Here is a 24,958-nt window from a genome sequence, read left to right as displayed (position 1 = left end):
TCTACGAAGCCGGCGGTCAGCCCGGGCGCGGGTGCAGAAACCTCAGTTCAGGGTGAAGCCGCCGGTCCAGTCGACCTTCTCGCCGACGGCGAGGGTGAGCTGGACGAAGCCGATCGCCTCGAGCTCACGGGCCCGGGACAGCGCGCCGGCGTCGACCGCGCGCAGACCGCCGGCGGTGATCACGCCCGCCAGCTCGGCCTTCGCATCGGCGTCGTCACCGGCGATCAGGACCGTGGTGGCGCCGTCGCCGACCTTGCCGGACGCGAGGGTGGCGGCGAAGTTCGTGTTGAAGGCCTTCAGCACCTTCGACTCGGGCAGCGCGGCCGCGATCCCGGCAGCGGCGGAGGAGTCCGCCGGTACGACGAGGGAGTCGAACGTCTCGAAGTTCAGCGGGTTGGTGATGTCGACGACCGTCTTGCCGGCCAGCTGGTCGCCGCGCTCGGCGAGCACCTGCTGGACCTCCGGGTACGGAACCGCGAGGACGACGATGTCGCCCGCCACCTTGTCCTGGTCGTTGCGGCCGAGCAGCTGGACCGCATGCCCGCCCTTGCCCGCCAGTCCGGCGATCGCCTGACCCATGGTGCCGGTGCCGATGATGCTGACGTGTGCCATGACCTTCTCCTGAGTGAGTGTTCAATAGTTGTTGCTACAACCATAGCTCAGGACAGTTGTTCCTACAACCATTGGCTGGGAGAATGTTTCCGTGACGACGAAATGGCTCGATCAGCCGGAGCTCGCGGCCTGGATCCGGCTGGCCTCGGTCCTCGAGCTGCTGCCGGGCGCTCTCGACTCCCAACTGCGCCGCGACAACGGACTCACCCACTTCGAGTACTTCGTGCTGGCGATGCTGTCCGAGGCGCCGGACCGGACGCTGCGGATGACCGCCCTCGCCCAGCACACCAGTGCCACCCTCCCCCGCCTGTCCCACGTCGTACGGCGGCTCGAGGACCGTGGACTGATCGAGCGCTTCCCCTGCCCGACCGATGCCCGAGCCACGAACGCTCGGCTGACCGACGCCGGCTGGGACAAGGTCCGCGAGGCCGCCCCCGGCCACGTCGCCACCGTCCGCGAGCACGTGATCGACGCGCTCACCCCCGAGCAGGTCACTCAGCTGACGGCGATCACCGACGCGATCCTTACTCGCCTGGACCCTGAGGGCCGGATGTCGGACGTCTACCACCGCTACGACGGCGACTAGACACGGCCTAAGTAGGTGTTCCACCCCGGAGCCCTCCCTTAGACGGCCCCGGGTCCGGCCTAAGGGCCGTCTGGGTGGCGATATCGGTAGTTCTCCGCATGTGCTGGGACGTCTGGGTTGGGACTGTGTATCTACCAGACGTCCTCAGTCCTCAGGAGTGCATGATGCGCCAGATCCAGATCCGCCGGAAGCCGAGCCGGCGGACGACCACCCGCCGTACCACCACGACGCTGCTGGACCTCCGTACGCCGTCCGGCCGCCCACTACCGTTCTGATCCACCTGTCCCGCCCGGAAATGTCCACGATCATGAAGCTCAGACTGCATGTCCACCACGCCTTCACCGGCGGCTGGTGCGCAGACATCGACGACGACCTCGACCGTCAGCCCGACGACCCGTTCTGGTGCGTCGACCAGTGGCCGACCCTGCAAGAGGCGCTGGCCGCCGGCTGCGCCCGCCTCGCCGAGCTCGCCGCCCACCCGAACCCGTCCCGCCTGAGCGCCCTCACCCTCGCCGCCTGACATCACCCGGCGGGCTGAGCGCCGAAGATCTGCCGGTAGAGGTCCTCACCGTGACTCGACGGCCGCGGCTCACCCTCGGTGAGCTTGAAGGTCCGGTGTCCGTCGGCGAGACGTTCGGCCCGGAGGAAGAGCGTCGTACCCCGGCGTTCGCCGTACAGCCCGTGGACGAGATGGAACAGGTGCGTCACGAAGACGACCCGGATGCCGGACTCGACCATCGCGCGCAGCACCGCACCGGCAAGGTCTGAACCCTCTCGCTCGTTCGTCGACGCGAACGACTCGTTGCACAGCAGCAGGGCGTCCGGCCCGATCTGGTCGGCGATCCGGCTCATCCGCGCGAGCTCCTCGTCGAGCTTGCCACTCGTCATCGTCGCGTCCTCCTCACGCGGGTAGTGCGTGAAGATCCCACTGCAGACCGCAACCTCCAACGACTCGGCCGGTGCGTACATGCCGGCCTGCGCCATCACCTGCGCGAGTCCCACCGCACGCAGCAGCGTGGACTTCCCGCCCTGGTTGGCTCCGGTAACGACGACCAGCGACTTGCCGTCCGCGCGCAGATCGTTGCCTACAGCCCGCTCCGGCAGGGTGAGGCTCAGGCTCGGGTCGTAGAGGCCACGGGCGGACAGCGCAAGCCGGCCGGGCTGCGCGACGGACGGGAAACACAACGGCTCGCCGTCGGCCGACAACCGTTCGTGCAGGTTGATGCAGCCGACGTAGAACGCGAGCTCGCAGCGCAGCATCTGGAAGAAACTGGTGACGTGGTCGGCGGACTGTGCGATGGCGTTGGCAACGAGGTTCAGCCCTCGCGTGCGCAGTTCGGTCAGCGCCTGCGTGCCGCTCTCGTCCTGGTCCGCGATCTGGAGCGTGTAGGTGTCGGGTTCCGCGCGGGACAGCCGCTGCCGCAGCGATCGCTTGCCCTCGGTGTGCGGACGCCGGAGGACGAAGTCGGCGCCGACGTTGCCGGTCCCGAGCCGGGCACTGATCAGCACCCCGTGGCGGAACTTCAGCCGCTTCAGCTGATCGTCGACCGTGCGGAAATAGTCGTCGTCGAGGTCATCGGCGATCATCCGGAAGAAGGTCCGAAAACCCTCGGAGCCGAACAGCCCGGCGGACGTGTCCGCGATCTCGCGCAGCCTGCGCAGCGAGGTCATCAGCAGCTCGAGCACCTTGCCGGAACTGTCCAGGATCCCGTCCGGGCTGCGGAAGTACCGATATGCCTTCCGCTCCCGCTCGAGCGCCTCGACCGCCGTGCCGTACAGCGCCCGTACGACGTTTGGTTGCTGGAGGCAATCACGAATGACCGCCTGGCGGTAGGTGATCTCGTCGGCACGGTGCAGGCTGGTCAGGAGCGCGGCGGCGGCCACCTCCCGCAGGAACGGGTCACCGGCGGCCATCGTGTCGAAGAGCGTCCCCAGCTCGAGATCCCGGATCAGGTCGTCCGCGTTCGGCGGAAGCTTCTGCTCGGGGTCGAAGTCCCGGTCACGGAACATCAGGTAGGCCTTCACCGGCTCAACCGGCCTTTCAGTTGCTCGTAGCCGAGCCTGTGCTTGGAGGCGATCGTGGCCGCGTAGGCCAGGCCGTCCGCCGGTCTCCGGACCAGCACGTACGTCCGGTTCGGACTGTCGCCCGGGTCGACGGTACTGACCATGCTGACCGTCGTACGACTCACCGACGCCAACTCGTCGACGAAGGTGACGCAGACGCAGAGCAGGTCGCGTTCGACGATCTCCGCCAGCACCCGGCGACCGAGCCGCAGGGCGTCGTGCAGTGTGGTCGAGGCGAAGATCTCGTTCATGATCACGATGCTCTGCCCGGTCGCCTGCCGGAGCACGTCGTGAATCCTGACCAGGTCGTCCTGGAGCTTGCCGCGCAGGTCCTGCGGCGACTCCTCCTTCTCGAAGTGGGTGAACACCTGGTCGAACAAGTACAGACGAGCCGCCGTACCGGGCACCGGCAGTCCGAGCGCGGCCAGATGGTGCAGCTGACCGAAGGTCCGGGCGAACGTGGTCTTGCCACCCTGGTTCGGGCCGGTGACCACGATGATCCGCTCCGGGTCGGTCAACGCGAAGTCATTGCGCACCACCTGCACGCCGTCCCGGACCAGCTTGTCGGCCAGGGCGAGGTCGAAGGTGCTGGTCGCCTGGATCGTCTTCGACTCGCTGACCTCGGGGTAGCAGAACGGCAGGCCGGCCGCCTCGAGCGGCGCCAGGTACTCGAGATAGGCGAGGTAGAACTGGACCTCGCGATCGAAGCCGGCGACGGCAGGATCGACGAAGCCGGTGTGGCGGGTGCGGAAGTCCGCGAGCGCGGCGAAGCTGTCCGGGTAGAGCATCGCCACCCGGTCCAGGATGCCCGCCTCGACGTGGTTCAGATCCGGGGACGACGTGACCGGGATCCGGTAGTCCTTGGCCGCTCCCTGCTTGAACCGGGCGAAGATGTGCTCGATCTCGGCGCTGTAGTCCGGTTCCGCGTCGTACCGGCTGACCGTGATCCTGTTGCCCTTGAGATGCAGGCGGTAGTGCACACCCGCCAGATCCGCGGTGAGCCTCGTCGTCTCGGCCATCAGCGTCTGGAACGACGGCGAACCGGCGTACCCGGTCAGGTAGTCACGGAAGGCTATCAGTCCCCGCGACTTCAGCTCGGTCGCGGACAACGCTGCCGCGAGTTCGTTCACGGCCGTGCAGTAGTGCTCCGCCGCGCTGAGAAACCAGCGCTCCTGCTGCAGCGGGTAGTGACGCTTGTCCGCTTGGTCGAGGTGCACGCGAGCCGACACCATCCGACGGGAGAACGCCTTGATGTCGTCCGTCACCGGGTTGCGCTGGAGCTCGCGAAAGATGTCCTGCCGGTAGGCGATCAGGTCGGTGGATCGCAGCGGTGCGTGGAAGAACGGGGCCAGGTCGTACTCCGCCCGCCCGAGGGTCACCGCGGCCACGATCTGGTCCAGGTTCAGGTCGCGGAACGCCGCAGGCTCCGGAGCAATGCCAGCCTCGGCGCTGTCGAACAGAATGCTCCGGGCGGTCATCACCGACCATCATAAGGGCGCGGCGATGGACGGGAGGGTGGGAAGGCCAGTCCCAGGAAGAGGCTTCCCTTACGGGGTGTGGCGGTTCGCGTGACAGTGGTGGCGAACGAGGGAGAGAGGACACCTTCAGTGGTCACCACACTTGACACCTACCGGCTGCTCGGGCGCTCCGGGCTGCGGGTCTCGCCGCTGGCGCTGGGAACGATGACGTTCGGACCGGACTGGGGCTGGGGCGCGGACAAGGACGAGGCGCAGCGGATCCTGGACCTGTACGTCGACCGCGGCGGCAACTTCGTCGACACGGCGAACATGTACACCAACGGGACGTCCGAACAGCTGCTCGGCCAGCTCACCCAGGACCGCCGGGACCAACTGGTCATCGCGACCAAATACACCATGTCCACCCGGCCGGGAGATCCGAACTCGGGCGGCAACCAGCGCAAGAGCATGATGCGTTCGGTCGAGCGCAGTCTGCGCAACCTGCAGACCGACTACATCGACCTGCTCTACCTGCACTCCTGGGACTTCACTACGCCGGTCGAGGAGATCCTCCGCGCGATGGACGACCTGGTCAGCCAGGGCAAGGTCCTGTACGCCGGCATCTCGGACGCGCCGGCGTGGCAGGTGTCGCGGATGCAGGCGATCGCCGACCTGCGCGGATGGGCTCCGCTGGTCGCGTTGCAGATCGAGTACAGCCTGGTCGAGCGGACGGTCGAACGGGACCTGATCCCGATGGCGCGGGAGATGGGGCTCGGCGTCCTCCCGTGGTCGCCGCTGGCCAGCGGCGTACTCACCGGCAAGTACACGACCGCGGACCTGGATCACGGCGGGGGTCTGGCGGGCGTTGCGGGGACACGGAAGAACGTTGCCGCGGCCAACAATTCGCTCACCGAGCGGGGGTTGCGGATCGCGGACGTCGTCAAGGCGGTTGCCGAGCGCAACGGCTATTTGCCGGCGCAGGTCGCGATCGCCTGGACGCTGCGCAACCCTGGGGTCACGTCGCCGATCATCGGCGCGCGGACGGCGGCACAGCTGGAGCAGAACCTTGGCGCGCTGGACGTCGAGTTCAGCGATCAGGACGTGGCGGAGCTGGAGGCTGTGAGCGCGATCGAGCTGGGCTTCCCGCACGCGTTCCTGAACCTGCCGATGACTCGCGCGGTCACCCTGGGCGGCCTTCAGCTCGAGCCGGCTCCGATCCCTCGCTGACCTCACCGAGTCCCGCCGGCTCCCGGGGTCCTGCTGGAAGGTCACCGAGATCGGGATCCCAGTCGTCGTACTCGTCGTCCGGGGTCTCGGCCTCGTGGCGGCGGGCGATCCGGATGAAGGCGGCGATCAGCAGCACCGGACCGAGCACCATCGCGGTCTCCGGGATGCCGCCCATGTGCAGCGCGATCATGACGCCGTCACCAGCGCGATCCCGCCCGCGGTGAACGCGACCATCGCCGCCAGCATCGGGTACTGCGCCCGTCGTAGCTGCCGGCGGCGGAACAGTTCGGCAGCGCGATCGTGCGCGGACACGACCCCAAGTACGTGTCCGAGCACGATCGCACCGATCTGGACCGCGGCGATCAACCCGGTGCCGAGGAACGCGTAGTCGATCCGCATCCCGCTGGTCCCGAGCAGGTCCCATCCCCGCCCGAACGGATCCGTTGCGAGCAGGAGACCCTCTTGCCCCTGGAACATCGCGAACGAGAAGTAGTGCGCAACGGCGTACCCGATCGCGATCGGCACCAGCGAATGCACGAACGCTCCCGGCAGTCCGGCTCGCCCGACCACGCCCGGCCGGATCCGCGCCGCGCCGGTCGTCCGCGACGCCAGCAGGAACAACCCGGTGACGATCGCCACCGCGACCATCAGGCCGAGCGTGTGTACGACGATGTGCTGCGTACGGCTCAGGTCTCCGGTCAACCGCGTCCACGCAGACCAGCGGGAGATCCCGTCGAAGGCGGTGGACCCGAGCAACAGGCACAACAGGCCGACGATCCCCGGCTGTTGGGGCATCGTGGCCAGACCGGCCAGCGGGTTCCGTAGTTCCAACCGACGGTCCGCACCACGGCCGAGCGGACTCAGACGTGCCAGGACTTCGGCGTACACCTCGAAGCTGTCGCCGACGCCGAACCAGGCCGGTCCGTAGACGATGCCTGCGGCAACATTCACGAGGGCGTACGTCGTCGCGAAGATCGCGACGACGATCGGCTCGGAGCCGTCCGGGTATGCAAGCTCGAGCCAGAGGAATCCGGCCAGCCCCGCGACCGCCGGCCAGTAGGCAATCCCTTCGGGCAGCCTCCGGTACGACGTCCTGCCTGCCAGGCCCGCGATCGTGCGGAGCGGATTGGCCAGGCGCCAGATCGGGCCGAAGACCAGCGAGAGCGGGATGATGCCGACCCAGATCCACACGTACAGCCAGGTCGGTGCCGGGTTGAGAGCCGGGTCGCTGCTGCCGAACCAGGCGGAGCCGAGCAGGAGCCCGAGTGCGGCCAGCCCGGCGAACTTGAGCAACCGGCGCGTCGGCCTCGCATCGACGAGCCGGGTCAGGTGTTCGAGCGACTTACCGGCGGTAACTTCGAAGCGCGGCCGCGACCAGAACGCGGCGAGGGCGAAGAACGAGACCGCCACCGCGGCACCGGCGGAGTAGATCGCCAGCCACAGCGGCACCGGCAGGTCTCCTCGCCCGCCGATCCCGTGCAGCGGCAGCAAAAGCACCAGCACGGGATCGCCCTCCGATCACCTCAGCTATCTGACTGATCGAATGTAACACGCTCGATGTCACATAGCGATAGTCTGATACTCGGCGGGGTCGAAGTGGCGGGTCATCTGGCGGAACCGGAAGGTGAAGGACGGCCAGAGCGTGGTGTTGCGCCCCTTGGAGTCCAGGTACCAACTGGTGCAGCCGCCTCGGGTCCAGACCGTGTTGCGCATCGAGGATCGGACGCCGTCGACGAACGCGCGTTGCACCTCCGGCCGCACCTCGACCCGCTGCAGCCCCTCGCTGTCCATCGTCTTCAGCGCGTCCAGGATGTAGGCGATCTGCGACTCGATCATGAACACCATCGAGCTGTGGCCGAGGCCGGTGTTCGGTCCGATCAGCAGGAAGAAGTTCGGGAAGCCGGAGACCGCCGTACCGAGGTGTGCCTCCATGCCGCCCGACCACGCCTCGCGCAGCGACAGGCCGTCGCGGCCGTGCACCATGTCCATCACCGGCAGGTCGGTCACCCGGAAACCGGTGCCGTAGATGATCGTGTCGACCTCGTGCTTCACGCCGTCCGCGGTGACGATCCCGGTCGGAGTGACCTCGACGACTCCCTCAGTGACGACCTCGACGTTGGGCTTCGTGATCGCCGGGTAGTAGTCGTCGGAGATCAGCACTCGCTTGCAGCCGAGGGTGAAGTCGGGGGTCAGCTTCGCGCGAAGGAGCGGGTCGCGGACCTGGTGTGCGAGGTGCTTCTCGGCGACCTTCTGCGCCTGCTTCATGATCGACGGCAGCTTCGCGAACCCGAGCACCATCGACTCGCGGCCCCAGTAGATCCCGGCCCGGACCGCCTTCTGCACCAGCGGGAACCGGCGGAACACAGCCTTCTCGACCTCGGTGATCCTGCGGTCCGGCCGCGGCAGCACCCAGGGCGGCGTTCGCTGGAACAGGTGCAGTTCCTCGACCTCCGGCTGGATCGCCGGCACGAACTGGATGGCGGACGCTCCGGTCCCGATCACCGCGACCTTGCGACCGCTGAGGTCGAGGTCGTGGTCCCACTGCGCCGAGTGGAAGACCTCCCCCTCGAACGAATCGATCCCCGGCAACTTCGGCACCGACGGCTCGGCCAGCGGTCCCATCCCGGACAGCAGCAACTGCGCGGTGAACTCACCCTGGCTGGTCCGGATCCGCCACTGCCCGTCCTCCCAGTACGCCGCCTCAACGGCATGACCGAAGCGGATGTGCCGGCGGACGCCGAACCGGTCGGTGACCTTGCGCAGGTAGTCCTCGATCTCGGGCTGCGGGGAGAACGTCGACGACCAGTCCGGGTTCGGCGCGAACGAGAACGAGTACAGATGCGAGGGCACGTCACACCGGCAGCCCGGATACGTGTTGTCCCGCCAGGTGCCTCCGACGTCGTCCGCACGCTCCAGTACGACGAAGTCGTCGTACCCGGCCTGCTTGAGCCGGACGGCCATCCCGATCCCGGCGAACCCGGTCCCGATCACCACGATCCGGTGATGCCTGGTCTCCCGCGCGACCTCGTCCGCCATCCAGTCCTCCAGCCTCGGACAACAACTTACTCTCAGTAAGTTACTCGGAGTCAGTTAGAGTGTGCAAGTGACGTCCACCACGCCCAAACCACCCGACACCGCCCCAGAATCCGACGCAAGATCCAACCCAGAACGCGGGGTGGTGGAGGGTGTCGAGCCGCCGAAGCGGCGGCGGAACCGGGCGGCCCGGGAACGCGAGATGCTCGAGGCAGCCGAGCGGATCTTCGGCGAGCGCGGCTACCAGGGCACGTCGATGGACGACGTCGCGGCCGAGGTCGGGGTCTCGAAGCCGCTGATCTACCAGTACTACGGCTCGAAGGACGGCCTGTTCCTCGCCTGCCTCGCCCGCCTCCGCGCCCAACTCCTGGAGACCGTGTCCGACGCGGTGATGGCCGCCACCGACGCCGAGGACGCGCTGCACGCCGGCTTCGTTGCCTGGTTCCAGTTCCTCGACGACCACCCGCAGGCCTGGTCCGTCCTGATCGACGAAGGCATGCTCAGCACCAACCCCGCCGCCGGACCCGCGGCCGCCGCCACCGACGAGGTCCGCGCCGCCTTCATCGAACTGATCTCCGCGATGGTCCGGATGAACCTCCCACCCGGCCGCACCGCCGACAACGACGAGATCGAGATCATTGCCCAGAGCATCTCCGGCGCCACCGAACGCCTGGCCATCTGGCGCAGCCGGGTCCCCGCCCCACCCACTCCGGAGAAGGTCGCCCGAACCCTCCAGGACCTCCTCTGGCAAGGCCTCGGAACGCTCAGCACCACCTGACCAGCGGTACCGTGCCGCGGTGGAACTGTTCTCGCAGTCATGGGCAGCATTGCGTACGGCGGTCGCGGAGACTCCGGATGACGACTTCGGACTGCCGTCTGGTTGTGCGGGATGGTTGGTCCGGGACCTCGTGTGTCACCTGGTCATCGACGCACAGGATGTCCTGATCACACTGGTCACTCCCGCCGAGTCCGAGCCGACGCGCAACGCTGCGACGTACTGGGAGGTCTCGCACACACCGCCGACCGGTGACGATCTGCTGGACGCGTTGATCCCTCGACTGGCTGCTGCGTACGGCGATCCAGGGCTGCTGAGGTTTCACCTGGACGACCTCGGATCCGCCGCGGGACGGGCCGCCGTACTCGCCGATCGGGCTGCACGCGTGAGCACCAAGGGGCAGGTGCTGACCGTTGGCGACTACCTGTCGGCGTACGTGCTCGAGTGGACCTTGCACCACCTCGACCTGATCGCCCATCGGCCGTCGGCCACCGCGCCACCGGCCGAGACACTCGGGACAGCGCGTGCACTGCTGGAGGAGATCGCGGAGGCACCGTTCCCAACGGAGTTCTCCGACACGGACGTCCTGCTGATCGGGACCGGTCGGCGTACGCCGACCGACGTCGAGCGAGCCGCCGCCGGCGAGCTGGCCGAGAGGCTTCCGCTCGTCCTGGCCTGATCAGCGATCGTTGGCGAAGTCGGCGAGGAGTTCGTCGATGTCCTCGGTGCTGCTCGCCGCGGCGGGATTGCGGGCCCGGTAGTACGGAATCGCGATCATCCTCAGGGACAGGACCCAACCGCGGGCGCGCACCCAGGTGTCCTGGTCGACCTCCATCGCGTCGCGGAAGGCCTGTCGTGATTCCGCGTCGAAGAGGTACCAGGCGGCCAGCAGATCGCCGGCCGGGTCGGCGACCCATGCGGTCCCGAAGTCGATGACCGCCGAAAGCTTGCCATCGGCCACCAAGACGTTGCCCGGCATCAGATCTCCATGGATCCACGTCGGCGTACCGTCCCAGGTCGCCGCCAGCGACGCCTCCCACGCCGCGAGCACGAGTCCGGTGTCGAACTCGTCCCGCAACTCGTCCAGCGCCGCACGGAACAGTTCGTCCCGCGGCGCCAGCGGCGTACCCCGGCTGAACGGGTCGTCCGGTGGGACGGGTGCTCCGGTCGTGTCGACGGTCTGCAGGCGGTGAATGAACTCGGCCATGTCCCTCGCCGCAGCCACGGGGTCGATCTGATCCAATCGGAACGGCTCGCCCTCGAGCCACCGGTACACGCCCCAGGTGAAGGGATAGTCCGCGCCCGGGACGCCGATGGCCAGCGGCTCGGGTACGGCGAGTGGAACGTGAGGCGCCAGGCGCGGCATCCAGGTCAGGTCCTTCTCCACCTGGCCCTGATTCCCCGCGGTCCGGGGCAGGCGGACAGCCAGATCATCACCGACCCGGAACGTCACATTGTCCGTGCCCGACGATTCGACCACCCGGATCGGAAGCCCGGCCCAGCTCGGGAACTGCTCCGCCAGCAGACGCGCCACCAACGACGCGTCGATATCGACCTCGTCGTCGTGCAATTTGCGAACCTTGGACACGGCACGGGAGCCTCACAGCCACGCGCCCCCAGGTCAACCGAATTCCATCGGAGCCCCCAGATGTTCAACCACGAGCCCGCCGACTACGACTGCCCGTTCTGCCGACTGGCGTCCGGCGGCGGAGACAGCCTCACCACCCAGGACGACGTCGTACTGCGAACGGACCGCGCACTCGCCTTCGTAGCCTCCCGTTGGTGGCCGAACAACCGCGGACACGTCCTCGTCGTCCCCACCGCACACCACGAGAACCTGTACGACCTCCCGGCGCCCGATGGACACGCCGTGCACGACGTCGTCCGCGAGATAGCCATCGCGATTCGCCACACCTACGACTGTCAAGGCGTTTCCACCAGGCAACACAACGAGCCCGCCGGCTACCAGGACGCCTGGCACTACCACGTCCACGTCTTCCCGCGATACCCCGGCGACAACCTCTACAACACGCGACACCTCCCCGACCCCGCGACCCCCGAGGACCGGCAGCCCTACGTACGCCGCCTCAGCGCCTATCTGGGTGGGGTGCGGGAGGACCCTGAGGAAAGACCCTGAAACCCGGCTGACGGATGTCATGGGTGGGTCGTGACGAGCGATCCAGGGGCGGGACGGCGTACTCGCCGAAGCTTTCAGGTATGACGACAACGACTGCGGTCAGCCTGACGGGTGTGACCAAGAAATACGGGGCGGTGCAGGCGGTCGCCGAGGTGGATCTGACCATCCGGGCCGGCGAAGTGGTCGCGCTGCTGGGGCCGAACGGGGCCGGAAAGTCCACGACGATCGAGATGCTGCTCGGGCTGGTCCGGCCGGATCAGGGCAGCGTGCAGGTGTACGGCGGCACGCCGACCGACGCGATCACGAAGGGCCAGGTCGGGGTGATGCTGCAGAGCGGCGGCATCATCGAGGACGCCAAGGTCGGCGAACTCCTGAACCTGGTCGCGGGCCTGCACACGAACCCGATGCCGGTACGGGATGCTCTCGAGAGTGCTGGCATCGCGGACCTGACCGACCGGAAGATGAAAGGCCTGTCGGGCGGCCAGAAGCAGCGGGTGCGGTTCGCGATGGCGATCCTGCCGCAGCCGGAGCTGATCGTCCTGGACGAGCCGACGACCGGGATGGACGTCGAGTCGCGGCGCGACTTCTGGGCCTCGATGCACGCCGAGACCGCACGCGGCCGGACCGTGCTGTTCGCGACCCACTACCTGGAGGAGGCGGACTCGTACGCCGACCGCGTGGTGCTGATGCGCAACGGCAAGGTCGTTGCCGACGGCACCGCGGCGCAGATCAAGGCGAGCGTCTCCGGCCGGACCATCCGCGCGACCGTCCCGGGCGCCGACCTCGCGGCGCTCGCGTCGCTGCCGGGCGTCCGCAACGTCGAGACCCGCGGTGACGTCGTCCTGCTGCAGTGCGCGGACTCCGACGACACCCTGCGCTACCTGCTGAACAACACTCCCGCCCACGACATCGAAGTGACTTCCGCGGATCTCGAGGACGCCGTCCTGGCGATCAGCGCAGAACAGGAGAGCCTCGCATGAACCGCGACTACCTGATGTTCGACATCCGCCGCACGCTGCGGAACCGGCGGGTGCTGATCTTCTCGATCCTGATGCCGTTGGTGCTGTTCATGATCTTCGGCCTGACGCTGCCGGACGACGCGAACGAGGGCGGGATCTCCGCGATCGCCTACGTGATGGTGAGTATGGCGATGTTCGGCTCGATGTCGGCCGCGATGAGCAGCGGCGGCGTGATCGCGGCCGAGCGCGACGGTGGCTGGAACCGCACCCTGCGGCTCACCCCGCTGAAGCCGCAGGCATACGTGACCACGAAGGTGATCCTGTCGCTGCTGCTGGCGATCCCGCCGCTGCTGGTCGTGTTCCTGTTCGGCCTGATCGTCGGGCACGTGCACCTGGACGCCGGGCAGTGGGTGACGGTCGCGCTGGTGTCGTGGCTGGGTGCCCTGCCGTTCGCCGCGATCGGCCTGGTCATCGGGTACGTCGCCAAGCCGGACAGCGTGCAGCCGATCACCGGTCTCGCCACGATGCTGATCGCGGCCTTCGGCGGACTGTGGCTGCCGGTGGACTCGATGCCGTCGCTGATGAAGCACATCGCCCAGCTGACTCCGGCGTACTGGACCGGTCTGAGCTCCCGGAGCGCGTTGACGGACAGCGGCCTGGACATGCAGGCACTGCTGGTGGTGCTGGGCTGGACCGTCGTCCTTGGCTTCATCGGCCTGCGCCGGTACCGCGCCGACACCGCACGGGCCTGAGCGACGCGAGTCTGATCCAGGGCATACCGTGACCACCATGACGCGGACGCCAACCCTGCTGGAATCGCTGGCCGAGCGCGGAGACCGCTCCGGGCCGGGCCGGTGGGGTTGGCTGGCGGCCGGAATCTGGCTGTTCTACCTGGCTCAGCCGTTCCAGGAGATCGCGTCCACCCAGCACGGCGCGATGCGGGTGTTCGGCCTGGCCACGGTGATCCTCTTCGCGATCGCGTACCTCGGGTTCTTCGGCTGGCTGCGCCGAGTCGGCCTGGGGACCGGCGCCATCCCGATGTGGCAGCGGCTGGCGTACCTGGCCGGGATGCTGGCACTGACGTTCCTGATGATCCCGACGGCCGGCCAGAAGGCCCTGACCTGCCTGGTCTACATCGCGGCGATCGCGGTGATGGCGCTCGACGTCAAGGTCGCGGTGCCGCTCGTGGCCGTGCTGCTCGGCGGCGCGGAGCTGTCGATGCGACTGGTGCCGGGCTGGACCGACGACGGGAGCTACGGGTTCGCGATCTTCCTCGGCGCGCTGGCCGTGTTCGGGATGCGACGGGCGATCCAGCGCAGTATCGAGCTGGCCGCGACCCGGCAGGACATGGCCAAGCTGGCCGTCCAGGAGGAGCGGAACCGGTTCGCCCGGGACCTGCACGACATCCTCGGCCACTCGCTGACCGTGATCACGGTCAAAGCTGAGCTGGCCGGCCGGCTGATCGCAGCGAACCCGGACCGGGCCGCGGCCGAGGTGGCCGATGTGGAGAGCCTGGCCCGGGCGGCGCTGGCCGACGTACGAGCGGCCGTCGCGGGGTATCGCGAGCTCAGCCTCGCCGGCGAGCTGGTGTCGGCGCGGGCCGCGTTGCAGGCCGCCGAGATCAAGGCGGACCTGCCGACCACCGTCGACGAGGTGCCCGAGGACAACCGGGAGCTGTTCGCCTGGGTGGTCCGGGAGGGCGTGACGAACGTCGTACGCCACTCCGGCGCGAAGCGTTGCACGATCCGGATCAGCGCCAACCAGATCGAAGTACTGGACGACGGGAAGGGACCGACGCCCGGCGGCGGTGCGTCCGGGCACGGCCTGGTCGGGCTGCGGGAACGAGCCGACGAGGCCGGTGCGAGTGTGCAGGTCGGCCAGGCGCCTGGAAGCGGATTCCGGCTGGCTGTCAGAGTTGGCCCGTGAGTATCCGACTGCTGATCGCGGACGACCAGGCGCTGGTCCGTGGAGCCCTGGCCGCGCTGCTCGACCTCGAACCCGACCTGGATGTGGTCTCCGAGGTCGGTCGCGGCGACGAGGTGATCGCGGCCGCGAAGGCGACCACGCCGGACGTCGCTCTGCTCGACGTCGAGATGCCCGGGCTGGACGGTATCGAGGCTGCCGCCGCGCTGCGGACCGCCGTACCGGGCGTGCGGGTGCTCATGGTGACCACGTTCGGCCGGCCGGGGTACCTGCGCCGCGCGATGGAGGCGGGTGCGGCCGGTTTCGTCGTCAAGGACACGCCCGCCGCGCAACTCGCGGACGCCGTACGACGGGTGCACCAGGGGCTGCGTGTCGTCGATCCGTCACTCGCCGCCGAGACGCTCGTCGCCGGCACCAGCCCGCTCACCGGCCGGGAGTCCGACGTACTGCGGGCCGCCCGCGAGGGAGGCACGGTCGCGGACATCGCCAGGGAACTGCACCTGTCCGAGGGCACCGTCCGCAACCACCTCTCGGCCGCGATCGGCAAGACCGGCGCCCGGACCCGGGCCGAGGCCGCCCGCATCGCCCTGGACAACGGCTGGTTGTAACAGGTCGAGACCTCTAGGGTTGGGGTCAGGGGAGGGATCTGCATGTCAGTCGAGCAATTCAGTGTGCGGGGGCGGTTGGCGGACACCGGTGAGGGGATCACCGGTGACGAGCTGCAGCTCGCGGCACGTAATCACGGGATGCCCATGGAGGCGTTGCGGTACGACGTGACGCCGGCCGGACTGCACTACGTGCTGGTGCACTACGACATCCCGATGACGAGCGCGTCCAACTGGCGGCTCACCATCGGCGGCTGTGTCGAGCAGCCGTTGTCGTTCGGCCTGACCGAGTTGCGCGCGATGGGTCGCCGTACCGTCCGGGTGACGTTGGAGTGCGCGGGCAACGGACGGGCGGCGTTGCAGCCGCGGCCGATCAGCCAGCCGTGGCTGACGGAGGCGGTCGGTACGGCGGAGTGGACCGGGGTGCTGCTGTCCGATCTGTTGCGGGCGGCCGGGATCCGGTCCGATGCCGTGGACGTGGTGTTCACCGGTGCGGACCACGGGGTCGAGCGCGGGATCGAGCAGGACTATCAGCGCGGGCTGACCCTCACCGAGGCGATCGACTCCGGCGCGATCATCGCCTGGGAGATGAACGGGCAGCCGTTGCCGCCGCAACACGGTTATCCGCTGCGCCTCGTCGTACCCGGCTGGTACGGGATGGCGAGCGTCAAGTGGCTGCGGTCGATCGAGCTGATCGACCACGCCTTCGAGGGCTTCCAGAACGCGGTCGCGTACCGGATCCGCACCGGCCAGGACGACGCGGGCGCGCCGGTGACCCGGATCGAGCCGCGCGCGTTGCTGATCCCGCCCGGCTTCCCGGACTTCATGAGCCGGCACCGATTCGTTGCCGCAGGCACCATCACGCTGGAGGGCCGGGCCTGGTCCGGCTGGGGGCCGATCGAGCGGGTCGAGATCAGCACCGACGCCGGCGTCACCTGGCAGACCGCCAAACTCGATGCCCCCAGCAACGACGAGTACGCCTGGCGGGCCTTCACCCATGACTGGGAGGCCACACCCGGCGAGCATGTCCTCACTGTCCGCGCCTACGACGCCAGCGGCCGCGAGCAACCGGTCGAAGCCCCGTGGAACCGGGGTGGTTTCGCCAACAACTCCGCCCAGCGGATCAGCGTTCTGGTGACCTGATCACTCCGCGTGTCGCTGGCCGATTCCGCGGTCCGCCCGTTCCATGCTGGAGACGTACACGGTCTCACTCCAGGGAGTGGTGCGGTGAACGAGCTGGGCACGGAGATCCACTTGCACGCGCGTGTGTTTCGCACCGCGGGCGAGTGGTACGCCGACATCGAGGACGAACTGGACCCACAGCCGGACAACCCGCTCTGGTACGGATCCTACGACTCCCAGCGCGCCGCGATCGACGCAGCCTGTGCGCGGATCGCGGCGATGCATCTGGCTCAGCACTCCGAGCAGTCACTCGGGCTCGTTGGCTGACTTCCCGCCGATGCGGTACGGCGTGGAGACGCCCTCGTACATGAGGTGCGTCATCAGGCCCTGGGAGGCGTGCGGGAGGTTGTGGCAGTGGTCCATCCAGACACCGGGATTGTCGGCGACGAAGGCGATCTCGTAGGTCTCGTCGTTGCCGACCTCGAGGGTGTCGATCCACCACGGTGATCCGGTCGCCGCGACACCGTTGCGGGACAGCACGACCGCGTGATGACCGTGCAGGTGCATCGGATGCGCCTGGCCGCTGCTGTTGGAGATCTTCATCCGAACAACGTCGCCCTCGGCAACCATGTACATCGGTACGTCCGGGTACTTGTGCCCGTTGATCGTCCACCACAGCCCCGGCACTCCGTCGAGGAACCCGGGCCGCCGCCCGATCCGGTACTCGAAGTTCCGGTCGGCCTTCCCCGGGTCGAACCCGAGCGCGGCCGGCGCACCGTACTTCAGCAGATCGACCGTCGCGCCCGGCAGCTCGGCCGACGGCGGCTCGGCGCCTGCCGGACCGATCCCGACCGACACGTTGGCCGCGCCTGCTACCAGCCGCATCCCACCCGCCGGCACCACGGCCTCGAGGTCCACGCGAGCTCCGGCCGCCAGCGGGTACGCCGCGGTCACCGCCGTCGGACCGTGGACGTCACGACCGTCCACGGCGACCACTTTGTATGGCGTACCGATCAGACCGACGCGCAGGATGGAGTTGTCCGTGTTCACCACCCGCACGCGGGCCTTCGTACCGGCGGGCAGCTCGACGTGTTGCGAACCCGTCCGTCCGTTGATCGTCCGCTTCCCGTCGTACGTGTGGATCGCGGCCAGGACCTCACCGGGTTCCTTCGGCGCGATCACGATCGTGCCGAAGAGGCCGCCCTTCACTTCATCGGCAGAGACCTGGTGCGAGTGGTACCAGTACGTCCCGGCCTGCTCGGCGCGGAAGCGGTACACGTACTTCCCACCGACCGGTACGGCGTCCTGCGTCACCCCGGCGACACCGTCTTCGGCGTTGGGTACGTCGATCCCGTGCCAGTGCAGGGTCGCGCCGTCCTTGACGGATTCGTTGACCAGGGTGACCTGGACCAGGTCACCGACCTTCGCCCGGATCAGCGGACCCGGCGAAGTCCCGTTGAGGGTGTAGCCGTCGACCGTCTCACCGCTCGCGAGCTGGAACTTCTGCTTCCGCGCCGTGAGCGTCACCGCGACATCCGGCGTACCGGTCTGCGGGCCGGTGAGGTCGGCGACGTTCATGCCGTGGTGGTGCTCGTGCCCGCCGGACTCCGGTCCGCCGCCGAAGTCGGCGTACCCCATCTCGGTCGGGGAATAGTCTCCGGGGACCAGGCTGGTCACCCAGAGATACCCCAGCGGTACGAGTACCGCCAGGGCGATCCCCAGAGCGATCAGCCGGCCCCGCAAGCGGCGCGGTTTCGGCTCAGCCACTGGTCACAGTCTGGCTGGGTACGGCGGCCCGTCGCGCGGCAGCACCTGCCACCCCGGCGATCGCCAGACCGTTGATGCCGTGCAGGACGCCGAGCGCCGGCAGCCCGAAGGACACCACCGCGAGGACGAACTGCAGCGCGACCAGACCGACCACGATCCCGGCCAGGGTCCGGCCGCGCGGGACATCGGTCAGGAACGACACGATCAGGAAGATCAGCGCGAGCAGACCGATCGCCGTACCGGCGATGCTGTGGTAGCTCTGCCCGAAGTTGCTGTAGTCCGCCCCGATCGTCGTTCCGTCGTCGGCGTCCTTGGCGATGGTGAACCCGGCCAGCGCGATCGCTGCCACCTGCAGCACCACCGCGATCGCGATCAGCAGACCGAGGGTCCGGTACGTCGCCCTCATGCGCGACGCTCCTGCCGGCGCTTACGGATCACGATCACCGCGGCCACGATCAGCGCGAACAGCAGGATCGGCGGATGCCCGCCGCCCACGGTGCACCCGATCGACGCGATCAGCCCGAGCACGCCGAGCACGATCAGCACCGGCAACGGGATCTTGCCCAACGGTCCCCGAGCAGCCCACTCCGGCCGCCCGCGCCCGCCCTTGCCCCGTCCGCCCTTGCCTTGACCACCCTTGCCTTGACCACCCGGCCCGGTCGCGCCGGCGGCGTTCTCCGGCGACGTCCACGGCGGCCGCTGCCAGCCCCACGGGCCGGTCCAGCGCTCTTGGCTCTCGCTCGCACCACCCTGGTGCTCGCCCGGAAGGTCCGCGAACAGCGCGGCCAGCTCCCGGTCGGTCTTCGCTTCCAGTGCCTGGCCGACGCGCTCCGCGTGCTCCTCCGCGGTGAGCCGGCCGGCTTCGTAGTGCTCGCCCAGACGCCTGACCGCGTCCTCGCGTTCGGTGTCGCCGATACGGATCGGTCCGTCCGGCCTCTCGTCGTTCATGACACTCCTCGGTGCTCGACTTCTGCGATTGCACCAAGCGTGTCTTTCAATCCCCTGTCACCGCGTCGCCTCAGCGGCGACACCTCACCTACCCCCGGGGGAGCACACTGCGCCCACCGACGCAGTACGACGTACTCCCCCGGGCGTACCGAAGAACGGGTGGTAGTTGGGGGTGGAACCAGGGTTGCGCCTCGATCCACGCTCAGGCCGCCGGGTGGCGGCCGACTACTACCCGTTCTTCGGTACCACTCAGGCGGTGGCGGACAGGATCTGGTTGACGTCGTCGTTCGCCTTGGCCAGGGACGGTGGTTCGGCCTCGAACGACATCACCGCGTCCATCGCCGGGGTCATGACCGCGCTGACGTCCGCGGCGTTCGGGTTGGCGGGGTAAGGGAAGACGTCCCCGGCTTCCACTGTCTCTAGGAACGGGGTCACGTCCCAGCCGTCGGAGGCGAAGGCCGCCTTGGCCGCGGGCAGGCTGGCCGATACCGCGGGGAACACCACGCCGGCCTTGGCGACGATGTCCTGTGCGGTCTGCGAGCCGAGGAACTTCACCCAGGCCCAGGACGCCTCCCGCCGGGTGGTCCCGGCCCAGATGGTGTCCGCCAGCCCGTTCATCATCGACATCCGCTTACCGATCGGGCCGATCGGGAGCCGGGCCAGCTTGGTCTTCACCTGCTTCAGGCCGGCGTACGTCGCCAGCATCCACGACCCGTTCGGGGTGATCCCGTACTTGCCCGCTCCGAAGCTCGTGGTCACGTCGACCCCTGACTTCGCCTGCGCGTACGTCGGCATGTACCCCTTGGTGATGAGGCCGCGCCACCAGCCGATCGTCTCGGTGAACTTCGGGTCGCCGTAGAAGAACTTCGTCCCCCACGGCTCGCCCTCGGAGTACTTCCAGCCGTTGATCGCGGTGTACCAGCTCCAGCTGGTCTGCCCGTCGGCGCCGCCGGCATCGGCGTACCCGAGGCCGTAGACCTTGACGTTGTCCTTGTCGAACCCCGGCTGGTCGCCGCGACGGCCCTTGGAATCCACAGTCAGCCGCCGGACGATCTGCTCGAAGGTGCCGCCGTCCTGCGGGTTCCAGGTCATCGAGTTCAGCTGCTCGGTGCTGATCCCGGCCGCCTCGGTGAACGCGCTGTTGTAGAAGTACACCTCGGTGTCGAAGTCCTTCGGCAGTCCGTACCGCTTGCCGTCGGCACCGATCCAGCGATCGGCCAGGCCCTTCTGGTAGATCGACAGGTCGACGTTGTCCTTGGTCACGAAGTCGTCGATCGACAGCACCTGGCCCTTGTCCGCGAACAGCGGGTACTTCGCCGAGTGCGACGTGAACACGTCCGGCGCGGTGTCGGAGATGAACCCGGTGACCAGCTTCGACCAGTAGTCGTTCCAGCCGTACTGCTCGATCTTCACGCTGTACTGCGGGTTCTGCTCGTGGAACACCTTGGCGCACTCGGTGTACATCGGCAGCTGGGCGGAGTCCCAGAGCCAGTAGATGACCTCGCCCTCGCCGCGCGACGCGGCACCGTTGTTACAGCCGGCCACCGCCGACGCGGCGAGCCCGGCCAGCCCGGCCTTCAGCAGGGTGCGTCTGGAGAATGTCATGGCCGCCTCCTCACTTGATCCCGGAGAAACCGATGGAGTTGGTGATCCGCTTGGCGAAGGCCAGGAACAGCACGATCATCGGCAGCGCCGCGACCAGCGTCGCCGCCATCAGCCCGGCCCAGTCCGGTCCGCCCTGCGGAGTCTGCGACCGGAACACGCCGAGCGCGACCGTGAGCACGCGGACGTTCTCCTGCTGACCGACCAGCAACGGCCAGAAGTAGTCGTTCCAGGAGTTGATGTAGGTCAGGATCGCCAGCGTCGCGATCGGCGCCGCACTCATCGGGATGATCATCCCGAAGAAGATCTTGCGGTGCCCGGCGCCGTCGATCATCGCCGCCTCCTCCAGTTCGCGGCTGATGCCGAGAAAGAACTGGCGCAGGAAGAAGATCGCGAACGGCGTCATGAACGCCCCCGGCAGGATGATGCCGGCGAAGCTGTTCAGCAGCCCGAGGTTCTTGATCAGCACGAAGTTCGGCAGCGTGGTGAAGATCGGCGGCACCATCAGCGCGGCCAGGAACAGCGCGAACACCTTGTCCCGCCCGGGCCAGCGCAGCCGGGCGAACGCGTACGCTGCCATCGCGCTGAAGAAGACCTGGCAGATGGTCGTGACCGTTGCCACGACCAACGAGTTGCGCAGGTACAGCCAGAAGTTGACCGAGGCACCCGAACCGCCCTGCGCCTGGGCTTCCTCGATGGTCGACAGCCCGAGCACCCGCTTGAACGCACCCAGGGTGGTCTCCACCGGGAGCAGCGAGTTCGGGTGACCGGCGAGCTGGGTGTTGTTGGACAACGCCGTACGCAACATCCAGTAGAACGGGAAGATCGTCAGGATCAGCAGCACGGCCAGACAGACCCACGCGACGATCCGGCCCGGATTCAGAGGCTTTCTCATGCGAGGTCACTCTCCCTTGCCCGGAGCAACCGAAGCTGCAGCAACGAGACCACCGCGAGGATCGCGAACAGCACCAGCGCCATCGCCGAGGCGTACCCGAAGTCGAACCGGGTGAACGCCCGCTCGTAGATGTAGTAGTAGATGACCCGGGTCGCGTTGATCGGACCGCCCTGCGTGGTCACCGCGACGGTGTCGAAGATCTGGAACGACCCGATCATGGTGACCACCAGGACCATCACCAGAACGGGCCGCAGCAGCGGCAGCGTGATCCGCCAGAACGACTTCCACTCGCCCGCCCCGTCCACCTCGGCCGCCTCGTAGACGTACGACGGGATCGTCTGCAGCCCGGCGAACACCAGCAGTGCGGTGTAGCCCATGTGCCGCCAGACGTTGATGCCGGCGATGGTCGGGATCGCCCAGTGCGAGTCGCCGAAGAAGGCGACCGGGTCGATCCCGATCCAGGTCAGACCCTGGTTCACGATGCCGACCTGGAAGTCGAGCATCCAGTACCAGACCAGTGCGACGACCACGTTCGCGACCAGGTACGGCAGCAGGATCGCCGCGCGGACCGTGATCGACTTCGTCAGCCGGTACATCAGCATCGCGATGCCGACCGCCAGGACGGTCTGGACGCCGATGTTGATCACGACGTACTCGACGGTGACCACGAGCGCGTTCCAGAAGAAGCTGTCGTGGATCATCCGCCGGTAGTTGTCCAGCCCGTTGAACTGCGGCGCGGACAGCAGGCTGTACTCGGTGAAGCTCAGGTACGCACCGCGCAGGGTCGGCCAGATGTAGAACACGACGAAGCCGAGGGTGGCCGGGGCCAGGAAGATCATCGCGACCTTCAGGTCCCCCAGGTTTCGCCGCCGGGCAGGCGGCGCCTGGGTATCCCCGCGACTGTGCTGTCTGTCAGGTGGAGCCTTGGTTGTCACGGTCACGGGGATCTCCTTTTCAGTCGGCGATCGACTGGGGGGTCAGTCGATCGCAGTCACATCCAGCAAGATCGCGTTCTCCGGCCACTGCACGGGGAGGTGTACGCCGACCGCCGCCAGCGCTGCGCCGTTCAGCTCTACCTGTCCACCGTCGGCCGACCAGGCCGCCGGGCGCGACTCGGGCCCGGGTGTCACGGTCTTGTGCACCCGGTAGGTCCGCTGCGGGTCGAGGCCGGGCAGCCGGACCCGGCCGACGGCCGAGGTGACGGATTGCGTCAGCTGTACGGCGGCGTACACGGCGCGCGAACCGTCCTGCGCGACCACGCCGTGCAGCAGGAAGTCGTCCGGACCGCGGTCGGCGCGGACCACCTTGCCGGTGTGCAGCAGCGGTCGCAGTTCCTTGTGCAAGGCGACCCATCCCGCCAGTTCCTGGCGCTCCTCCGGCGAGGCGGACGCGATGTCCCACTCGATGCCGAAGTGGCCGAACAGTGCGGTGATCGCCCGGAACGACAACGTCTGCGTGCGGCCGGTGGTGTGCGCCCGCGGCGGGCCGACGTGGCAGCCGATCAGCTCCGGCGGCAGCAGCAGTTCCGTGTACCGCTGGATGGTCTGCCGCTCCAGCGCGTCGTTGCTGTCGCTGCCCCAGACGCGGTCGGTGCGCTCCAGGATGCCCAGGTCGACCCGGGCACCACCGGACGAGCAGGACTCGATCTCGAGGCCCGGGTGCCGGCGCTTCAGCTCATCGATCAGCCGGTACAGCGCGAGCGTCTGCTCGTGGATGCCGGCCGTCCCGGTCAGCTGGTTGCCACCGTCAACGAAGTCGCGGTTGTGGTCCCACTTCAGATAGGCGATGTCGTACTCCGTGAGCAGCGAGTCGAGCCGCTCGAGAATGTAGTCGTACGCCGCCGGTACGCCGAGGTTCAGGCCCTGCTGATGACGCGCGGTCGGTGGCATCCGGTGGCCGGTGGCAAGGATCCAGTCCGGGTGCTCGCGGGCCAGATCCGAGTCCGGGTTCACCATCTCGGGCTCGACCCAGAGGCCGAACTGCAGGCCGAGACCCTTCACGTGGTCGACCAGCGGGTGCAGACCCTTCGGCCAGATCCCTTCGTCGACGTACCAGTCGCCGAGACCGGCGTGGTCGTCGCGGCGGCCGCGGAACCACCCGTCGTCCAGCACGAACCGCTCCGCCCCGACCTCGGCGGCCGCGTCGGCGAGCGCCTTCAGCTTGTCCAGGTCGAGATCGAAGTAGACGGCCTCCCAGGTGTTCAGTACGACGGGACGCTCGGTCTGCGGGTGGACGGACCGGGACCGCAGGTGCTCGTGGAAGCGGGTCGACACCTGGTCGAGGCCGACGCCGTACGAGCCGTAGAGCCACGGCGTGCTGTAGGTGCCCTGCGGTTGGAGGCGTCCCTCACCGGGGAGCAGCAGTTCGCCTCCGCCGATCACGGCGTACCCGCTCATCCCGCGCTCGGCGTACGAACGGTGGTTGCCGCTCCAGGCGGTGTGCACGGCCCAGACCTCGCCGTCGCGGAAGCCGAAGCCATTGGTGCCGGCCATCAGCAGGAGAGTCGCGTCGGCGCCGGTGCGGCCACGGCGGTTGTCGCGGACGTGGGCGCCCTGGGTGAACGCGTGTCGCTGCGGGTGCCGCTCGCCGATGTGCCGGCCGGTCAGGTCGAGCAGTTCGGTCGCCTCGGTCGGCACCGGCAGCGCGAGCACCAGCCCGTCGACCGTGTACGGCGTCCCGCCGGTGTTGGTGAGGTCCGCCTTGGCCCGCACGAGGCCGGAGTCGGTCAGTTCGATGGTGAGGCGGAGCTTGAGGGCCGCATCGGCGTCCTCGGCATCGACCTGCACGGTGTTGTCGGTCTGCGCGACGCTGGCCAGCCGGAAGCTCGCGGAGAAGTTCTGCCCGTCGCGGTGGCCGCTCAGCCCCGGCAGGCCGAACCAGCCCGCGGAGTACTCCGGCACGATCGCGACCGGAAGGTTGTCGTCGAGACCGTTGCCGTCCTGTACGGCCCCGGCCCCACGCCTCAGTTCCAGCAGAGCCCGCTCGTTCAGCTCACCCAGATCCGCGCCCCAGTGCAGCACGGACGGAAGAGTGGGACCCGAGCAGTCCAGCACCAAGCTGACCCCGGCAGCGCGAAGCTGCAGCACCTCGATGTTCGACACTGTTGATTCACTCTGCTTTCTGATTGATTTCAGGACGGAACTATTTACCCCGTCAGCCCAGATGTCAATGCTTCACGAAGTTAAGTAAATACCCTAGGGCTCAGCCCGGACTCTTTACAACGAAGGAAGACCGCTGACCCACCTG

Annotated in this window: 26 protein-coding genes; 12 read left to right on the top strand and 14 right to left on the bottom strand. The window is 68.1% G+C overall.

Features of this window, described 5'->3' with window-relative positions:
* Nucleotides 1-42 precede the first annotated feature (42 nt).
* A complete protein-coding gene (locus ACGFH6_RS23405) occupies nt 43-612 on the bottom strand; it encodes an NADPH-dependent F420 reductase (RefSeq protein ID WP_393387384.1) in 570 nt (189 codons plus the stop codon).
* 91 nt (nt 613-703) lie between these two features.
* Here ACGFH6_RS23405 and ACGFH6_RS23400 point away from each other — a divergent pair, with 91 nt between their 5' ends.
* Both ACGFH6_RS23400 and ACGFH6_RS23395 read left to right on the top strand, forming a co-directional pair.
* A complete protein-coding gene (locus ACGFH6_RS23400) occupies nt 704-1,198 on the top strand; it encodes a MarR family winged helix-turn-helix transcriptional regulator (protein ID WP_393387381.1) in 495 nt (164 codons plus the stop codon).
* A 307-nt stretch (nt 1,199-1,505) separates the two neighbouring features.
* Nucleotides 1,506-1,718, top strand: coding sequence for a hypothetical protein (locus tag ACGFH6_RS23395; protein WP_393387378.1), 213 nt, complete (start codon nt 1,506-1,508; stop codon nt 1,716-1,718).
* A gap of 2 nt (nt 1,719-1,720) precedes the next feature.
* Here the strand turns inward: ACGFH6_RS23395 and ACGFH6_RS23390 are convergent, their stop codons facing one another.
* Together ACGFH6_RS23390 and ACGFH6_RS23385 are read right to left on the bottom strand one after the other, a co-directional pair.
* Nucleotides 1,721-3,223, bottom strand: a complete 1,503-nt coding sequence (locus tag ACGFH6_RS23390; RefSeq protein ID WP_393387375.1) for a hypothetical protein — start codon at nt 3,221-3,223, stop codon at nt 1,721-1,723.
* Nucleotides 3,220-4,740 carry a hypothetical protein gene (locus tag ACGFH6_RS23385; protein WP_393387372.1) on the bottom strand — a complete coding sequence of 507 codons (1,521 nt, stop codon included), beginning with the start codon at nt 4,738-4,740 and terminating at the stop codon, nt 3,220-3,222. The genes ACGFH6_RS23390 and ACGFH6_RS23385 overlap by 4 nt, the downstream gene beginning before the upstream one ends.
* Before the next feature lie 129 nt (nt 4,741-4,869).
* On the opposite strand from ACGFH6_RS23385, the gene ACGFH6_RS23380 reads away from it, so the two are divergent.
* Nucleotides 4,870-5,946, top strand: a complete 1,077-nt coding sequence (locus ACGFH6_RS23380; protein ID WP_393387370.1) for an aldo/keto reductase — start codon at nt 4,870-4,872, stop codon at nt 5,944-5,946.
* Here the strand turns inward: ACGFH6_RS23380 and ACGFH6_RS23375 are convergent.
* The 3 genes from ACGFH6_RS23375 to ACGFH6_RS23365 are packed head-to-tail and all read right to left on the bottom strand — an operon-like array spanning nt 5,900 to nt 8,982.
* Entirely contained in the window at nt 5,900-6,136 is a 237-nt protein-coding gene (locus ACGFH6_RS23375; protein ID WP_393387367.1) for a hypothetical protein, read from the bottom strand. The genes ACGFH6_RS23380 and ACGFH6_RS23375 overlap by 47 nt on opposite strands.
* Nucleotides 6,133-7,449, bottom strand: coding sequence for a hypothetical protein (locus ACGFH6_RS23370; protein WP_393387364.1), 1,317 nt, complete (start codon nt 7,447-7,449; stop codon nt 6,133-6,135). The genes ACGFH6_RS23375 and ACGFH6_RS23370 overlap by 4 nt, the downstream gene beginning before the upstream one ends.
* Before the next feature lie 57 nt (nt 7,450-7,506).
* The gene (locus ACGFH6_RS23365) at nt 7,507-8,982 is read right to left on the bottom strand and encodes a flavin-containing monooxygenase (RefSeq protein ID WP_393387361.1); all 1,476 of its coding nucleotides are present in this window, start codon (nt 8,980-8,982) and stop codon (nt 7,507-7,509) included.
* Between the two features lie 67 nt (nt 8,983-9,049).
* Here ACGFH6_RS23365 and ACGFH6_RS23360 point away from each other — a divergent pair, with 67 nt between their 5' ends.
* Entirely contained in the window at nt 9,050-9,757 is a 708-nt protein-coding gene (locus tag ACGFH6_RS23360; protein ID WP_393387359.1) for a TetR/AcrR family transcriptional regulator, read from the top strand.
* A gap of 19 nt (nt 9,758-9,776) precedes the next feature.
* On the top strand, nt 9,777-10,433 hold the full coding sequence (locus ACGFH6_RS23355; protein ID WP_393387356.1) for a maleylpyruvate isomerase N-terminal domain-containing protein: 657 nt from the start codon (nt 9,777-9,779) through the stop codon (nt 10,431-10,433).
* Here ACGFH6_RS23355 and ACGFH6_RS23350 read toward each other — a convergent pair whose 3' ends face one another.
* On the bottom strand, nt 10,434-11,342 hold the full coding sequence (locus ACGFH6_RS23350) for an aminoglycoside phosphotransferase family protein (protein ID WP_393387353.1): 909 nt from the start codon (nt 11,340-11,342) through the stop codon (nt 10,434-10,436).
* Nucleotides 11,343-11,402: 60 nt separating this feature from the next.
* On the opposite strand from ACGFH6_RS23350, the gene ACGFH6_RS23345 reads away from it, so the two are divergent.
* The 7 genes from ACGFH6_RS23345 (at nt 11,403) to ACGFH6_RS23315 (ending at nt 16,827) form a co-directional block, all read left to right on the top strand.
* Nucleotides 11,403-11,891, top strand: coding sequence for an HIT family protein (locus tag ACGFH6_RS23345; protein WP_393387351.1), 489 nt, complete (start codon nt 11,403-11,405; stop codon nt 11,889-11,891).
* Nucleotides 11,892-11,971: 80 nt separating this feature from the next.
* Nucleotides 11,972-12,871: an ABC transporter ATP-binding protein gene (locus ACGFH6_RS23340; RefSeq protein ID WP_393387348.1), complete on the top strand. Its 900-nt coding sequence runs from the start codon at nt 11,972-11,974 to the stop codon at nt 12,869-12,871.
* Nucleotides 12,868-13,602, top strand: a complete 735-nt coding sequence (locus tag ACGFH6_RS23335) for an ABC transporter permease (RefSeq protein WP_393387345.1) — start codon at nt 12,868-12,870, stop codon at nt 13,600-13,602. The genes ACGFH6_RS23340 and ACGFH6_RS23335 overlap by 4 nt, the downstream gene beginning before the upstream one ends.
* A gap of 37 nt (nt 13,603-13,639) precedes the next feature.
* Complete coding sequence (locus ACGFH6_RS23330; protein WP_393387342.1) at nt 13,640-14,776, top strand: sensor histidine kinase; 1,137 nt, start codon at nt 13,640-13,642, stop codon at nt 14,774-14,776.
* Nucleotides 14,773-15,381, top strand: a complete 609-nt coding sequence (locus ACGFH6_RS23325; RefSeq protein WP_393387339.1) for a response regulator transcription factor — start codon at nt 14,773-14,775, stop codon at nt 15,379-15,381. Before ACGFH6_RS23330 ends, ACGFH6_RS23325 begins: the two co-directional genes overlap by 4 nt.
* A 42-nt stretch (nt 15,382-15,423) precedes the next feature.
* The gene (locus ACGFH6_RS23320) at nt 15,424-16,521 is read left to right on the top strand and encodes a sulfite oxidase (RefSeq protein WP_393387336.1); all 1,098 of its coding nucleotides are present in this window, start codon (nt 15,424-15,426) and stop codon (nt 16,519-16,521) included.
* Between the two features lie 84 nt (nt 16,522-16,605).
* Entirely contained in the window at nt 16,606-16,827 is a 222-nt protein-coding gene (locus ACGFH6_RS23315; RefSeq protein ID WP_360445225.1) for a hypothetical protein, read from the top strand.
* Here the strand turns inward: ACGFH6_RS23315 and ACGFH6_RS23310 are convergent.
* From ACGFH6_RS23310 to ACGFH6_RS23280, 7 genes are all read right to left on the bottom strand, one after another.
* Nucleotides 16,807-18,267, bottom strand: a complete 1,461-nt coding sequence (locus ACGFH6_RS23310) for a multicopper oxidase family protein (RefSeq protein ID WP_393387332.1) — start codon at nt 18,265-18,267, stop codon at nt 16,807-16,809. The two genes, ACGFH6_RS23315 and ACGFH6_RS23310, sit on opposite strands and share 21 nt — an antisense overlap.
* Nucleotides 18,260-18,673: a hypothetical protein gene (locus ACGFH6_RS23305; RefSeq protein WP_393387331.1), complete on the bottom strand. Its 414-nt coding sequence runs from the start codon at nt 18,671-18,673 to the stop codon at nt 18,260-18,262. Before ACGFH6_RS23305 ends, ACGFH6_RS23310 begins: the two co-directional genes overlap by 8 nt.
* Complete coding sequence (locus ACGFH6_RS23300; RefSeq protein ID WP_393387328.1) at nt 18,670-19,215, bottom strand: DUF1707 domain-containing protein; 546 nt, start codon at nt 19,213-19,215, stop codon at nt 18,670-18,672. The genes ACGFH6_RS23305 and ACGFH6_RS23300 overlap by 4 nt, the downstream gene beginning before the upstream one ends.
* A 249-nt stretch (nt 19,216-19,464) precedes the next feature.
* Entirely contained in the window at nt 19,465-20,820 is a 1,356-nt protein-coding gene (locus ACGFH6_RS23295) for an extracellular solute-binding protein (RefSeq protein WP_393387326.1), read from the bottom strand.
* 10 nt (nt 20,821-20,830) lie between these two features.
* Nucleotides 20,831-21,712, bottom strand: coding sequence for a carbohydrate ABC transporter permease (locus ACGFH6_RS23290; protein ID WP_393387323.1), 882 nt, complete (start codon nt 21,710-21,712; stop codon nt 20,831-20,833).
* A complete protein-coding gene (locus tag ACGFH6_RS23285; protein WP_393387320.1) occupies nt 21,709-22,653 on the bottom strand; it encodes a carbohydrate ABC transporter permease in 945 nt (314 codons plus the stop codon). The genes ACGFH6_RS23290 and ACGFH6_RS23285 overlap by 4 nt, the downstream gene beginning before the upstream one ends.
* A gap of 36 nt (nt 22,654-22,689) precedes the next feature.
* The gene (locus ACGFH6_RS23280; RefSeq protein ID WP_393387317.1) at nt 22,690-24,813 is read right to left on the bottom strand and encodes an alpha-galactosidase; all 2,124 of its coding nucleotides are present in this window, start codon (nt 24,811-24,813) and stop codon (nt 22,690-22,692) included.
* Between the last annotated feature and the right edge of the window lie 145 nt (nt 24,814-24,958).

The sequence above is a fragment of the Kribbella sp. NPDC049227 genome (assembly GCF_043197265.1).
In the GTDB taxonomy this organism is placed as follows: Bacteria; Actinomycetota; Actinomycetes; order Propionibacteriales; family Kribbellaceae; genus Kribbella.
Note: the sequence above shows the minus strand (reverse complement) of the source record. Positions and strands in the feature narration are given on the sequence as shown.

Bases quoted from the DNA above. Each gene is read 5' to 3' on its own strand.
- ACGFH6_RS23405 (WP_393387384.1), bottom strand. From the start codon at position 612: ATGGCACACGTCAGCATCATCGGCACCGGCACCATGGGTCAGGCGATC.
- ACGFH6_RS23395 (WP_393387378.1), top strand. From the start codon at position 1,506: ATGAAGCTCAGACTGCATGTCCACCACGCCTTCACCGGCGGCTGGTGC.
- ACGFH6_RS23385 (WP_393387372.1), bottom strand. From the start codon at position 4,740: ATGACCGCCCGGAGCATTCTGTTCGACAGCGCCGAGGCTGGCATTGCT.
- ACGFH6_RS23375 (WP_393387367.1), bottom strand. From the start codon at position 6,136: ATGATCGCGCTGCACATGGGCGGCATCCCGGAGACCGCGATGGTGCTC.
- ACGFH6_RS23365 (WP_393387361.1), bottom strand. From the start codon at position 8,982: ATGGCGGACGAGGTCGCGCGGGAGACCAGGCATCACCGGATCGTGGTG.
- ACGFH6_RS23345 (WP_393387351.1), top strand. From the start codon at position 11,403: ATGTTCAACCACGAGCCCGCCGACTACGACTGCCCGTTCTGCCGACTG.
- ACGFH6_RS23340 (WP_393387348.1), top strand. From the start codon at position 11,972: ATGACGACAACGACTGCGGTCAGCCTGACGGGTGTGACCAAGAAATAC.
- ACGFH6_RS23335 (WP_393387345.1), top strand. From the start codon at position 12,868: ATGAACCGCGACTACCTGATGTTCGACATCCGCCGCACGCTGCGGAAC.
- ACGFH6_RS23330 (WP_393387342.1), top strand. From the start codon at position 13,640: ATGACGCGGACGCCAACCCTGCTGGAATCGCTGGCCGAGCGCGGAGAC.
- ACGFH6_RS23320 (WP_393387336.1), top strand. From the start codon at position 15,424: ATGTCAGTCGAGCAATTCAGTGTGCGGGGGCGGTTGGCGGACACCGGT.
- ACGFH6_RS23305 (WP_393387331.1), bottom strand. From the start codon at position 18,673: ATGAGGGCGACGTACCGGACCCTCGGTCTGCTGATCGCGATCGCGGTG.
- ACGFH6_RS23300 (WP_393387328.1), bottom strand. From the start codon at position 19,215: ATGAACGACGAGAGGCCGGACGGACCGATCCGTATCGGCGACACCGAA.
- ACGFH6_RS23295 (WP_393387326.1), bottom strand. From the start codon at position 20,820: ATGACATTCTCCAGACGCACCCTGCTGAAGGCCGGGCTGGCCGGGCTC.
- ACGFH6_RS23290 (WP_393387323.1), bottom strand. From the start codon at position 21,712: ATGAGAAAGCCTCTGAATCCGGGCCGGATCGTCGCGTGGGTCTGTCTG.